The 12,816-nt window shown below is 50.8% G+C and carries 13 protein-coding genes; 4 read left to right on the forward strand and 9 right to left on the reverse strand.

Annotated elements, in window-relative coordinates:
• The first annotated feature begins 94 nt into the window (after nucleotides 1-94).
• Together GKZ67_RS09835 and GKZ67_RS09840 are read left to right on the forward strand one after the other, a co-directional pair.
• Nucleotides 95-694 (forward strand): hypothetical protein, encoded by a 600-nt coding sequence (locus tag GKZ67_RS09835; protein WP_173242130.1) that lies wholly within the window; start codon nucleotides 95-97, stop codon nucleotides 692-694.
• 143 nt (nucleotides 695-837) lie between these two features.
• On the forward strand, nucleotides 838-3,156 hold the full coding sequence (locus tag GKZ67_RS09840) for a GAF domain-containing protein (protein WP_173242131.1): 2,319 nt from the start codon (nucleotides 838-840) through the stop codon (nucleotides 3,154-3,156).
• A gap of 122 nt (nucleotides 3,157-3,278) precedes the next feature.
• Here the strand turns inward: GKZ67_RS09840 and GKZ67_RS09845 are convergent, their stop codons facing one another.
• Nucleotides 3,279-4,163: a T9SS type A sorting domain-containing protein gene (locus GKZ67_RS09845; RefSeq protein WP_173242132.1), complete on the reverse strand. Its 885-nt coding sequence runs from the start codon at nucleotides 4,161-4,163 to the stop codon at nucleotides 3,279-3,281.
• Nucleotides 4,163-4,735, reverse strand: coding sequence for an FG-GAP repeat domain-containing protein (locus tag GKZ67_RS09850; RefSeq protein ID WP_173242133.1), 573 nt, complete (start codon nucleotides 4,733-4,735; stop codon nucleotides 4,163-4,165). The genes GKZ67_RS09845 and GKZ67_RS09850 overlap by 1 nt, the downstream gene beginning before the upstream one ends.
• A 321-nt stretch (nucleotides 4,736-5,056) precedes the next feature.
• Here GKZ67_RS09850 and GKZ67_RS25115 point away from each other — a divergent pair, with 321 nt between their 5' ends.
• Nucleotides 5,057-5,401, forward strand: a complete 345-nt coding sequence (locus GKZ67_RS25115) for a transposase family protein (protein WP_410505066.1) — start codon at nucleotides 5,057-5,059, stop codon at nucleotides 5,399-5,401.
• A 519-nt stretch (nucleotides 5,402-5,920) separates the two neighbouring features.
• Here GKZ67_RS25115 and GKZ67_RS09860 read toward each other — a convergent pair.
• The 7 genes from GKZ67_RS09860 to GKZ67_RS09890 all read right to left on the reverse strand — a co-directional run bounded on the left by GKZ67_RS09860 (nucleotide 5,921) and on the right by GKZ67_RS09890 (nucleotide 12,214).
• Nucleotides 5,921-6,937 carry an RHS repeat-associated core domain-containing protein gene (locus GKZ67_RS09860; protein ID WP_173242134.1) on the reverse strand — a complete coding sequence of 339 codons (1,017 nt, stop codon included), beginning with the start codon at nucleotides 6,935-6,937 and terminating at the stop codon, nucleotides 5,921-5,923.
• Nucleotides 6,938-7,884: 947 nt separating this feature from the next.
• Nucleotides 7,885-8,307, reverse strand: a complete 423-nt coding sequence (locus tag GKZ67_RS09865; RefSeq protein WP_173242135.1) for a hypothetical protein — start codon at nucleotides 8,305-8,307, stop codon at nucleotides 7,885-7,887.
• A gap of 2 nt (nucleotides 8,308-8,309) precedes the next feature.
• Entirely contained in the window at nucleotides 8,310-9,413 is a 1,104-nt protein-coding gene (locus GKZ67_RS09870) for an RHS repeat-associated core domain-containing protein (protein WP_173242136.1), read from the reverse strand.
• 947 nt (nucleotides 9,414-10,360) lie between these two features.
• Nucleotides 10,361-10,783: a hypothetical protein gene (locus tag GKZ67_RS09875; protein ID WP_173242135.1), complete on the reverse strand. Its 423-nt coding sequence runs from the start codon at nucleotides 10,781-10,783 to the stop codon at nucleotides 10,361-10,363.
• Between the two features lie 2 nt (nucleotides 10,784-10,785).
• On the reverse strand, nucleotides 10,786-11,424 hold the full coding sequence (locus GKZ67_RS09880) for a hypothetical protein (RefSeq protein WP_173242137.1): 639 nt from the start codon (nucleotides 11,422-11,424) through the stop codon (nucleotides 10,786-10,788).
• The gene (locus GKZ67_RS09885; RefSeq protein WP_173242138.1) at nucleotides 11,367-11,855 is read right to left on the reverse strand and encodes an RHS repeat-associated core domain-containing protein; all 489 of its coding nucleotides are present in this window, start codon (nucleotides 11,853-11,855) and stop codon (nucleotides 11,367-11,369) included. The genes GKZ67_RS09880 and GKZ67_RS09885 overlap by 58 nt, the downstream gene beginning before the upstream one ends.
• The gene (locus GKZ67_RS09890) at nucleotides 11,852-12,214 is read right to left on the reverse strand and encodes a hypothetical protein (RefSeq protein ID WP_173242139.1); all 363 of its coding nucleotides are present in this window, start codon (nucleotides 12,212-12,214) and stop codon (nucleotides 11,852-11,854) included. Before GKZ67_RS09890 ends, GKZ67_RS09885 begins: the two co-directional genes overlap by 4 nt.
• 85 nt (nucleotides 12,215-12,299) lie before the next feature.
• On the opposite strand from GKZ67_RS09890, the gene GKZ67_RS09895 reads away from it, so the two are divergent.
• Nucleotides 12,300-12,683, forward strand: a complete 384-nt coding sequence (locus tag GKZ67_RS09895; protein WP_173242140.1) for a hypothetical protein — start codon at nucleotides 12,300-12,302, stop codon at nucleotides 12,681-12,683.
• Nucleotides 12,684-12,816: the final 133 nt, after the last annotated feature.

Below are 12,816 nucleotides of genomic sequence, written 5' to 3' on the forward strand. Positions count from 1 at the left end.
TTAATTGGGCGGTCCCAGCGCCCCCTGTCATCCCGGCTTCGGTTAGGTGCCACTCGCGGGTACTGCCGAGGCCGGTTTTTGCGTTATCCCGGCTATGAAATACCCGTTGCGTTTTTTTCTACTTTCTCCGTTACTGGCGCTGCTGGCCGGCTGCTGCGCTAATAACCCTTGCGACTCACGCGATGCGCTGGAGGATGCCTTGTATTTCCGCTTTGACCAGCGAGGAGGCGCGCATAGCTTTAGTGCCACCGATATTGATACGGTTTATCTGCTGCGCTACAGCCTGACCAACCAAACAGCAAGCCGGGCCCAGGATTCGATTGCCGTTTTAATGATACAGCCTCAGCGCCAAACTGCTCAGCGGCGGCAGCTGGTAGCCAAGCTCAATCAGGTCAGCCCCACCGATACCAGTTACGTGGTTATTAATAATGGCGCGCCTTTTAGTGCCAGTGGCACCACTGGCAAGCTTAGCAATTTTGCCTATGCCATTCTGGTTGCGCCCTATCGCCAGCCGCGCTATCGGTTTTTTATCAATAGCATTATAGTGCAGGGGCGCTACAATGCCGACGGCTGCTGCACATATTACCAGAATACCAACAAGCAGTTCAACCTTAATAATGGCGCTAAAGACAGCACGGCCGTTGTTACCGAAAGCGGCGGCATTCCCCGGCCCATTACGTTGCGCAAGCCCTAGGAGCGGCCTCGGCGGGCTGCTTTACGTACACTATCCGACCCGTACACGAGCCGGAGCCTTTGCCAGCGCTATCTATGACTGCTATCTCTGCCCCGACCGTCCCCGCAGCCGAAGAGCTATCTCTCCCCAGCCAACCAGAACCTATGTCAGCAGCCGAAGGGCAGGCGCGGTTCCCCTTTGCTTCGCGCCTGAGCCTGGAGCCGCTCATTGCCTACTGGCAGGCGCGCGCCCAGGCCGCCAACCCCGGCATTGCGCGGCTGGCTCAGGGTGTGCTCGCGCAGGTAGCCGATACGGCCGGCTGCCGGGGCAACCTCGGCGGCGTTCAGGCCCTCGATGAGTGCCCCGATGTGGTTGACACGCTGATGACGGCCGTGTTTCCGCCGGCCACCACGGCTACGACTATCAGCGGGGCCATCGCGCCGTTTCAGCGGCAGAGCTTTTACCATACGGCGCGCTTTGCGGAGGTGCTGCTGGGCAAGGACCGCACCATCAAGCAGCCCCTTAATGTAGACCTGGCGACGCTCGAAGCGCAGCTCACGCGCATGGCCTACCTGCTTATTCTGGTGCGCGAGTACGGCGCCGAGGCGCCTGAAACGGGCTCTTTCATTTTTACGGTGCCCGATTATCAGATTGGCCTTTACCGGCACTACGGCCTCAGCCTCGACTCGACCTTTGTGCAGGTGCGCCTGGTGGGCCAAAAACCGGTGCTGACGCCCGAGCAGGTGCAGTTGCTGCTCCACAACCGCCACCGGCTCGACCTGTGGCACGAGCTACTGCCGCCCGAACACTTTGCGCTCGAAGGGTTTAACCTGTTGCAGCTGGTAGATGTAACAACCCAGGAAATTTTGTCGGAGCTGAAATACGACCTGCTGGAGCGCGACGTACTACAGGCTTCTGACCGCCTGGAGCAGATTCAGGAAAAGCTGCGGGTGCTTTTTTCGCGGCCGGCGCTGCAAGTAGGTATTGCGGCCTACGACGAGCGCAAAAAGGCCTTTGTAGATTTTGGCCGCAAAATCAACCACAGCTTTCTGATTAAGCAGCTCCAGAGCCAGCAGTTGGAAGGCGAGTTTCGCCTGCTCTACGAGCGCCTGCTGATTGAGCGCCGCCCGCTGGTGCTCGAAAACGTGGCCACCGCGCCCAACCTGCCCGAAGGCCTGCGCCAGCAGATACTGGGCATGGGAATTCACTCGGCTATTCTGGCGCTGCTGCCCTACGGGCCCGACACGGTGGGCCTGCTGGAGCTGGGCTCGCCCAATCCTGATACGCTGGACGAGTTTGACTTAGAGCTGGTTAACCAGTTTGTGCCGCTGTTTGCGGTGGCCGTGAAGCGCAATGCCGAAGACCTGGAAACCCGCATTCAGGCAGTTATCAAGGAAAAATTTACCGCTATTCATCCCACTATGGAGTGGCGCTTCAACGATGCGGCCCGCCGCCTGCTGGCCCGGCAGGACGACGGCGACCGCACCGCCGAGATGGAGCCTATCGTGTTTGAGGATGTATACCCGCTGCACGGCTCCTGCGACATCCGGGGCAGCAGCATGGCCCGCAACGAGGCCGTGCAGGGCGACCTTATCGAACACCTTACCCTGGCCAACCGGGTGCTCAAAAAGGCTTCCGATTTTCAGCAGCTGCCCATCCTCGACGAGCTCAAGTTCTACGTTACCAAAAACCTGCGCCGCCTGCGCCAGGGCATCATCAGCGGCGATGAAGTGAGTATCTACGACTCGCTGCGCACCGAAGTAGAGCCGCTTTTTGAGTACCTGGCCCAGAACACGCCCGAGCTGCGCGCTACCATCGCCGCCTACTGGCAGCAGATTGACCCGCGCCTGGGTATCCTGTATCACCGCCGCCGCGAGTTTGAGGAAAGCGTTACGCGCCTCAACGATACCATCAGCGCTTACCTCGACGAGGAAGAAGTGAAGGCGCAGCAGATGTTTCCGCACTATTTCCAGCGCATGAAAACCGATGGCGTAGAGCACAATATCTACGTGGGCGGCAGCCTGGTGCAGGACAAGCCCTTCGACCTGGTTTTCCTCAAAAACCTGCGGCTGTGGCAGCTGCTGGTAATGGTGGAGATAACCCGCCGCACTAACGCGCTCAAAGCCGAGCTGCCCATGCCGCTCGACACAACCCAGCTTATTCTCATCCACTCGCAGCCGCTGAGTATCCGCTTCCGGCAAGACGAGCGGCAGTTTGACGTGGACGGTGCCTATAATATTCGCTATGAGATAATTAAGAAGCGAATTGACAAGGCTGTGGTGCTGGCTACCGGCGAGCGCCTTACTCAGCCCGGCAAGCTGGCTCTGGTGTACACGCAGCCCCGCGATGCCGCCGAATACATAGAGTATATTGATTATCTACAAGACCGTAAGCTCCTGGAGCCCGGCATGGAAGAGCTGGAGCTCGATGAGCTTCAGGGGGTGAAAGGCCTGCTGGCCCTGCGCGTGACCGTGAAGCTGTAGCGAAAAGCAAGGGGCTTATGACCGCAGTCATAAGCCCTTTTATGTCACACTAGCCCTAGAAACCTAACGGCTACCAAGGCCTGCAAGACCTGTTTGGCGGGCTTCTTAGTTCCAGCCCGGCATCACTGCACAACGATGCGCTGGCTGAATACGCCCTCGGCGGCCGTCAGGCGCAGCACGTACACGCCGCGCGGCAGGTCGGCCACGGATAGCGCCACCTGAGGCGCCGACAGCTCGCGGCGGCGTACCTCGCGACCCAGCGCATCGAGCAATACGGCGGTGAGCGGGCCGCCCGGCGTGGCCAGGCGCGTTATCGTTAGCTGGTCGGTGGCGGGGTTGGGGTACACCTCGATACCGGCCAGCTGCTGCGGGCGCGTAGCCAGCACACTCTGATTGAGATAGATGCGCACCGTGTTGTCGCCCGCGCAGGCTACTACCACGTCGGGGCGCTGGTCGCCGTTCATGTCCCGTACCTGCATTGTGGTGGGGTTATCGCCCGTGGCCAGTTGCATCGGTGTGCCGTAGCGCGTGACGTCGCGGGCCCCGGTATGCTGAAAAACCTGCAGCTTATTATCGGCCGTGAGCACCAGCATCTCCGGCTGATTATCCCCGTTAAGGTCGGTGAGCAATACTTGGCGTGGTGCAGCCGAGAGGGCATAAGACACTTGAGCGCCAAATTGCTGCGCCTTGAGATTCAGAAAGACTATAATATCGGAACTACCCTCCTGGGCCACGGCCAGGTCGGGCAGGTAGTCACTGTTCACGTCGCCGGTGGCCACCTGAATGGGGCGCGAACTAGTTGCTAAGCGAACGGTACTACTTTTATCCCAGAGTTGGTAAGGATTGTATTTTCGGGCAAAACAAACGTCTACTTCATTGCCGCCCGGATTGGTAAGCACAATGTCCGTTGTGCCATCGCGGTCAAAGTCATCTATGGCTACACTTGAGGGCCCATAGCCATAATGGAAAGAATCAATTATGTTCGGGTTTATTTGAGTGGAGGTCATCAGTTGCTGCCGGTAAACCCTCCTTGCTGGAAAGTAGTCGCATCATAGGAATAGACAAAATCCGGCAAGCCATCGAGGTCAATGTCCGCAGTAAGTAGCATAGGGTTCGTACTCATCGCCCCTGTTCCTCGGCCGAAGTAGTTGTCATTGGGCCTGTTTACAACTGGAGTGAAGGTGCCGCTGCCATCATTTTTATTCGTGAGCAGCGTGAACTTAGAATCAAGCGGACTAATGGCCACCAGGTCCAGGGGCGCCGTTTGGTACGAGTTGCTCAGTGGTACGGCAACCAGCCCCGTAGGCCCCACCCCGATGGGGTACGTGCCCACCGGTGTGGAGGTGAAGGAGCCACCCAGGCCCTGCTTATAGATGCCCACCGTGCCTAACCCACGCTGGCACACGGCAATGTCGGCACGGAAGTCCTGGGTGAAGTCGCCCAGGGCCAGCACGTTGGGATAGGCGCCGGCCGGCAGGGTAATAACGGCGCCCGGCTGCAGATTAACGGCGGGGGCAAACTGAGCCAGCACCATGTGGGTGGGGGCTAGCAGGGAGAGCAAGGGTAAGAGTTTTTTCATAGGATTAAGTAATGGGCCCAAGTACGGGTATAAGAATGATGACTACTAGCGGCGAAATATACGAATGGACAAGCGGAAGAATGGGACTGACTCTTCTATGGGTGCGTACTTATGTTAGGATGGTAACAAATCAACATGCTCGGGCTGGCTGCCATCGTTGAGCAGCTGCGCCTCTATGTAGCCTGGGGCAGCTTACGAGTCTAAAGGGCCAGGCCTTCAGACACATATCCGTAGATTGACCTCCGTAGTTAGCCACTGCCCGGTGGAGGACAATACACGAGCTACAAGCTTGCGCAAGTTTGCAGATACCAATTCCGGCGTATTTTATTTGTAAGCAAGGCGTATGGTGGTCATACGCATGATTTCACTATATTTAAAGAAATTTTTGCTGATTTTGACTTTTCTGCCTTTAGCGTTCACGTGGATTCAGTTTTTATTGGATTAGAAAAACACGTGATGTCAGCTTTTATATTTAGACCTTATAAAGCGGCTAAAAACAATCCTTTAACGGACTTTCAACGAGCTGTAAATGCCTGCTTGGCACGCTTTCGGGTATGGGCCGGGCATTCTATTGCAAAGACGAAGGCTTTCTTTAGTTGCGGATTGAAAACAGGATGCTTCAGAAAAATAAATTGGATGATGCCGTATCCATCTGTGTTGAACTAGTTAATTTCAAGTCAAAATTAGCGAAATGCTGACTATCAAATTTTAGTAAGCCTATTACACGATAATAGTTATTTATACTCCACTCGCCAATTTAACCTATCCAAGTCTTTGACCTTGTAAGCAAACTTCCTGGTGTAAAGCTGTTTCTTGACGAGGCTGTCAAATGACATGCTTTTTAGAAGTTTCTTGTCAAAAAGAAAAATGGTCAGTGTACTGTCTTCACATTTATTGTTAATGTAGTCTTCCCAGCCGCCTAAAGATGGCGGTATGTGGGCCGAACTATCTCTTGGTGAAGACCATCGCATTCTATCCCATAAGGTGTCCCCACTTATACTTTTAATAACAATAGGGGAGGTAAACCGATTTTTATTTGAAAGATTGATAAATACTGTTTCTGGCGTTTTATTCACTATATTCAATCTCATGTCAAAAGTATCTATTACACACGTGACCAAAAAGAATGGAAGTACAGATATCACGATGCACGAAATTATTTTTGTCATTGTAGTGTTTTTAAAATTATTTGCCAGCGTAGTTAGTGCCAAAGTAGATTGCTGCCCATTGATCTGCACGCTGTTCGGTATAAAAGTCATGATGTTCTGTAGAGTTAGAACCTCTTACTAAGTCAAAAACACTTGGTATGCCAATAATAAACATGTATTGCACAAAAGGAATTTGGGTAGGACTGTTAATATCGGGAGCAAAGCTGAAATCTAAAAAATGACCATACTCATGTTGTAATACTTGGACTCGAGCAAGTTTTTTAATGGATGGATGAATGAATATTCCTATGCCAGGAATCGTAACGGCTGTATTCTCCTTAACGACGGCAGATGATTCATATATTTTTATGCCTGGATATTGTTTCTCATCACTAATATCTTTGAGTCCGTTCCCTAAGTTTAAGGCGAATCTCGGAAATAGGCTAGCAATATCATTAAAGTCATTGGCATTCATTGGATTCGTGTAAACTTTAACTGTCGTATAGTAATACGGACTAACCCACTTCCCATTGACCTGGATATTAGCATAGGTGCCATTCCTCGGGTCGTATTCACGATAGCTACCCAGGTAGCCGCCACTCCCGTCCCCCGTCCTAACATCTGGACCACCCAATTGGTAAGCCGCGTAGTCTAGGGCTGAACCTGACCAGGTTTCTTGCCCTGTAGCAATATCGCGCGGATTCATCAATCGCCCATCCATGATGATTGGTTCGTCGCCATTTGGGTCATTAAAATTGACCGGGTCATTATTGCCGAATGCGTAGGGACTACTATCCGCGTACGTATCGGCCAGCGGGTCCACGCCTTGGAAGCGCCCCGTGGTGGGGTCATAGTTGCGGTAGAATGTGCTATAAACGCCGCCTTCACTGCCCAGCAGGGCATCCTCTAACGTCGAGCCGCCATTGAACTGGTCCTTGCTGACCTGGGGCTGGGCCAGGGTATTAACCGCTACCCCACTCAGGGGCAGGCCAAACGGGTAGTAGTGCTGCTCCTGGGTCACCAGCAGCCCCTGCTGGGGCTGGCGTATCGTCACGGAGTCAAAGTACACCGCCTGGCTCCCATCGTTAAGTAGCTGCACCTCTACGTAGCCCGCCTTTTCGGCACGCCCGACAGGTCGGGCGTGCCGAAAAGTCATATGATTTGTACTTTAATTATATAATAATTTAATATTTAAGGGTATTTTTCAATTCCTCAAAATTATCGAACCCGTTGGATAGGAAATAAATGTTTGTTATAATACCATTAGAGAAAACACTGGCCTCCCATATATTACCAGCGCCTTTAAAAGAACTACTTTCTAGTCTATTAAACTCTATAATCTTAGAGGCATTTATAATTAACTCCTTCTTAAAAAACCAGCGTGTAGTGATAAATGTCCATGAATTTTTATCGACACTACAGGCACTAACGACTTTATTTATATAGTTGCCACTAATAAATAAAGGGAAATAATATAGATAGACAAAAATACCAGAATAAAAGGCCGTTAGGTAAAGTGAAAAATAAGGTCGAAAGCCAATCATATGGTATAGCCAGTAAAATACAAGGATTAAGCCCAGTGGCCCTATGCGAAACATAAGTCTCTTGGGAGAGCGTTTTCGTGTTTCTATATATACCTTTTGAAAGGTATTGCAATGGAAATTTTCCATGTTTTCTATTTTCCAGAAAGATTTTTTGTTGAATTATAGGTATCGTATGCAGCACTTGCAGTAGAGAAGCCTCCTTCAACTATCCCAATGCTGGCACGAGTTTAGGCGAAGCCCTAACTTGTGCCTTTTATAACGTGGAGGTTTTACCTCCACTGCTGCGCCAGCGGCAAGGCGGGACCGCGCCGCCAGGGTATTCCGGCAGCTCGTTCTATGGGAGGCACAGCCTCCCCGAAAAATCAGGACGAGTTACGTTGCGCTAAACTCGCGCCAGTTGAGATAAACGAATTCTCAGTCGGAGAGGGATCCAGCTAAAACATCAATTTTTATTTTTTTAAATGTAAATAGAAGGGCGATTATAAGATGATACAGCAGCAGTTAAATCATCTTTAAGCGTTTTAGTATTAAAAGCCTTTATTTTATCAAGAAAGAGCAAATTATCCAAAAAATATCGTTTAGTTAACTGCACAATATCCTGCTCACCAATACTAGCGTAAGGAATTATGAACTCATAAGTAAATTGATAACTTACAACGTTACCACTTGCATCTTTAATCCGGCTGAGACGTGGACGGCGATATTTATAAAAGCCCTCAAATGGCGGCCCTTCACATATCAGTCCAACATAAATATCAAGATTAATCGAAAAATACTGCTTACTAGCGGCTACAGACTGTGCCAGCTGTCCAATTTCCCAGACAATGCTACTAAATGCTCTTGTCTTCTCGGTAATATGTGAAGTAAAGAAGAATATCATACTTAACGAAAGATTCTATTCCCTGGAGGCAGCTCACCATTCTTAAAATAGTAGCCGTAGATAGCAAATTTCTCTAAAATTAGACACTGCGCTTGCGTACCATAAAATATAGGGACTTGCTGCAAACCGGCACCGGGAGCTTCCCTATACAAATCTGGGTCGCTATACCTAGAGTTTGTAGTTGTTTGGCCATACTTCCACAAGCTTCCATCTTGCAACGTAACAGGTTTACCGCGAACATCAATGTAGGTTCCTGGTATAGGGTTTGTGGCTTCTAACCTATAAACTTGTCCTGGCTGTCCTAATGCAGCCGCTTTAGCATTAATCCTGTCAATCTCCCGATTCATCTTGCGAGCAAGTTTAGGGCCATAATATTTTGTCGCTTGATAAGTATCATAAGCGGCTACTGCAATAATTGCAGCTGATACTAAAACGTTAACACCAGGTACAGTTTCGAACTCGCCAACCGCGGGTACGACAATAGGTGATAAATAAGCTGGGCTATATGCACCTGTGAACTCAGCCTTTGTATTATTATAAACCTTAACTGTGCTGTAATAATAGGGGCTAACCCAATTGCCATTTACTTGAATATTTTCATACGTGCCATTGTTGGAATCATATTCACGATAGCTTCCCAAATATCCACCACTCCCGTCCCCCGCCCTAACATCTGGTCCACCCAACTGGTAGGCAGAATAGTCCAAGTCTGAACCTGACCAGGTTTCTTTTCCTGTTGCAATATCGCGCGGATTCATCAATCGTCCATCAACATAGATAGGCTCATCGCCAGCCGGGTCGTTGAAATTAACAGGGTCATTAGAACTGAAAGCATAGGGACTGCTATCGGCGTACGAATCGGCCAGGGGGTCCACGCCCTGGAAGCGCCCCGTAGTGGGGTCATAGTTGCGGTAGAACGTGCTGTAAACGCCGCCTTCACTGCCCAGCAGGGCATCCTCTAACGTCGAGCCGCCATTGAACTGGTCCTTGCTGACCTGGGGCTGGGCCAGGGTATTAACCGCTACCCCACTCAGGGGCAGGCCAAACGGGTAGTAGTGCTGCTCCTGCGTCACCAGCAGCCCCTGCTGGGGCTGGCGTATCGTCACGGAGTCAAAGTACACCGCCTGGCTCCCATCGTTAAGTAGCTGCACCTCTACGTAGCCCGCCTTTTCGGCACGCCCGACAGGTCGGGCGTGCCGAAAAGTCATATGATTTGTACTTTAATTATATAATAATTTAATATTTAAGGGTATTTTTCAATTCCTCAAAATTATCGAACCCGTTGGATAGGAAATAAATGTTTGTTATAATACCATTAGAGAAAACACTGGCCTCCCATATATTACCAGCGCCTTTAAAAGAACTACTTTCTAGTCTATTAAACTCTATAATCTTAGAGGCATTTATAATTAACTCCTTCTTAAAAAACCAGCGTGTAGTGATAAATGTCCATGAATTTTTATCGACACTACAGGCACTAACGACTTTATTTATATAGTTGCCACTAATAAATAAAGGGAAATAATATAGATAGACAAAAATACCAGAATAAAAGGCCGTTAGGTAAAGTGAAAAATAAGGTCGAAAGCCAATCATATGGTATAGCCAGTAAAATACAAGGATTAAGCCCAGTGGCCCTATGCGAAACATAAGTCTCTTGGGAGAGCGTTTTCGTGTTTCTATATATACCTTTTGAAAGGTATTGCAATGGAAATTTTCCATGTTTTCTATTTTCCAGAAAGATTTTTTGTTGAATTATAGGTATCGTATGCAGCACTTGCAGTAGAGAAGCCTCCTTCAACTATCCCAATGCTGGCACGAGTTTAGGCGAAGCCCTAACTTGTGCCTTTTATAACGTGGAGGTTTTACCTCCACTGCTGCGCCAGCGGCAAGGCGGGACCGCGCCGCCAGGGTATTCCGGCAGCTCGTTCTATGGGAGGCACAGCCTCCCCGAAAAATCAGGACGAGTTACGTTGCGCTAAACTCGCGCCAGTTGAGATAAACGAATTCTCAGTCGGAGAGGGATCCAGCTAAAACATCAATTTTTATTTTTTTAAATGTAAATAGAAGGGCGATTATAAGATGATACAGCAGCAGTTAAATCATCTTTAAGCGTTTTAGTATTAAAAGCCTTTATTTTATCAAGAAAGAGCAAATTATCCAAAAAATATCGTTTAGTTAACTGCACAATATCCTGCTCACCAATACTAGCGTAAGGAATTATGAACTCATAAGTAAATTGATAACTTACAACGTTACCACTTGCATCTTTAATCCGGCTGAGACGTGGACGGCGATATTTATAAAAGCCCTCAAATGGCGGCCCTTCACATATCAGTCCAACATAAATATCAAGATTAATCGAAAAATACTGCTTACTAGCGGCTACAGACTGTGCCAGCTGTCCAATTTCCCAGACAATGCTACTAAATGCTCTTGTCTTCTCGGTAATATGTGAAGTAAAGAAGAATATCATACTTAACGAAAGATTCTATTCCCTGGAGGCAGCTCACCATTCTTAAAATAGTAGCCGTAGATAGCAAATTTCTCTAAAATTAGACACTGCGCTTGCGTACCATAAAATATAGGGACTTGCTGCAAACCGGCACCGGGAGCTTCCCTATACAAATCTGGGTCGCTATACCTAGAGTTTGTAGTTGTTTGGCCATACTTCCACAAGCTTCCATCTTGCAACGTAACAGGTTTACCGCGAACATCAATGTAGGTTCCTGGTATAGGGTTTGTGGCTTCTAACCTATAAACTTGTCCTGGCTGTCCTAATGCAGCCGCTTTAGCATTAATCCTGTCAATCTCCCGATTCATCTTGCGAGCAAGTTTAGGGCCATAATATTTTGTCGCTTGATAAGTATCATAAGCGGCTACTGCAATAATTGCAGCTGATACTAAAACGTTAACACCAGGTACAGTTTCGAACTCGCCAACCGCGGGTACGACAATAGGTGATAAATAAGCTGGGCTATATGCACCTGTGAACTCAGCCTTTGTATTATTATAAACCTTAACTGTGCTGTAATAATAGGGGCTAACCCAATTGCCATTTACTTGAATATTTTCATACGTGCCATTGTTGGAATCATATTCACGATAGCTTCCCAAATATCCACCACTCCCGTCCCCGCCCTAACATCTGGTCCACCCAACTGGTAGGCAGAATAGTCCAAGTCTGAACCTGACCAGGTTTCTTTTCCTGTTGCAATATCGCGCGGATTCATCAATCGTCCATCAACATAGATAGGCTCATCGCCAGCCGGGTCGTTGAAATTAACAGGGTCATTAGAACTGAAAGCATAGGGACTGCTATCGGCGTACGAATCGGCCAGGGGGTCCACGCCCTGGAAGCGCCCCGTAGTGGGGTCATAGTTGCGGTAGAACGTGCTGTAAACGCCGCCTTCACTGCCCAGCAGGGCATCCTCTAACGTCGAGCCGCCATTGAACTGGTCCTTGCTGACCTGGGGCTGGGCCAGGGTATTAACCGCTACCCCACTCAGGGGCAGGCCAAACGGGTAGTAGTGCTGCTCCTGCGTCACCAGCAGCCCCTGCTGGGCTGGCGTATCGTCACGGAGTCAAAGTACACCGCCTGGCTCCCATCGTTAAGTAGCTGCACCTCTACGTAGCCCGCCTTTTCGGCCACCCCCGACAGGTCGGGCTGGACTTCAAAGCGCAGCTTGGCCCAGCCCAGGCTTCCCGTTGGGGCTGGTTGTTGCCATTGGGTAAGGAGTTGGTTCTGCGCATTGTATACCCGCACGGCCACATAGGCCGCGACATTTTCCATGACCGGATGAAAGGCCAGGGCTGACGTCGTGGCAGGCGGCGCCAGCGGTGGCGAAGCCGCTTTGCCAACCAGGCGAGCCAGCAGGCCCGTCACACTCAGCTGCACGCCTACCACGGGCCGGGAAGGCCCGGCCCGGCCTCGTGGCCCTAAAAGAGGGCCCTGTCGTGAGGGAAGGGGCCAGCAGCCAGACGGGTTTGGTTTGCAGGCCCGTCGGCAGGGGCGGCTCAGGCCCCGGGGTCGGGTCGGGGCTGGGGGCCGCCTGGACAGCGGTATTGTAGTACAGGCTCACCTGCAGCTTATCGCCCTGCACCATCGGAATGCGCGTCGAAGGCCCCGGCTGCCCTGCCGACACGGCGGCGGCATAGGCGCCCGCATCCTGGCCGGGGCCGTGATACGAGATGCCAGCGGGGCCCTGCGAAGACGCCACGTGCTGAAAGAGTGGGTAGTCGCCTTCCTCCCGGCTGGGGTCTTCCATGGCCAGGTGCAGCACCTCATCCTGCCGCGCCCGGAAGGCGACGCGCAGGTTACCCAGGTGGTCGCGCAGGTGGTACTCATACACCAAATGGGTGGGGGTAAGCTGTAAGGCCACGGCCCGGCCTTCGGGGTGGGCACCGAGCGCAGTCCAAAGCCATTCCAGGCGGTAGAGGACTCATATACGAAGCCATCCACGAAATACTCCGTCTTGACCGTTGTGGTAGTGGTAACCTTACGCACCA

This window comes from Hymenobacter sp. BRD67 (assembly GCF_013256425.1).
GTDB lineage: Bacteria > Bacteroidota > Bacteroidia > Cytophagales > Hymenobacteraceae > Hymenobacter.

Coding starts and splice junctions, on each gene's coding strand:
- GKZ67_RS09835 (WP_173242130.1), top strand. CDS start 95: ATGAAATACCCGTTGCGTTTTTTTCTACTTTCTCCGTTACTGGCGCTG.
- GKZ67_RS09840 (WP_173242131.1), top strand. CDS start 838: ATGTCAGCAGCCGAAGGGCAGGCGCGGTTCCCCTTTGCTTCGCGCCTG.
- GKZ67_RS09845 (WP_173242132.1), bottom strand. CDS start 4,163: ATGACCTCCACTCAAATAAACCCGAACATAATTGATTCTTTCCATTAT.
- GKZ67_RS09850 (WP_173242133.1), bottom strand. CDS start 4,735: ATGAAAAAACTCTTACCCTTGCTCTCCCTGCTAGCCCCCACCCACATG.
- GKZ67_RS09865 (WP_173242135.1), bottom strand. CDS start 8,307: ATGATATTCTTCTTTACTTCACATATTACCGAGAAGACAAGAGCATTT.
- GKZ67_RS09875 (WP_173242135.1), bottom strand. CDS start 10,783: ATGATATTCTTCTTTACTTCACATATTACCGAGAAGACAAGAGCATTT.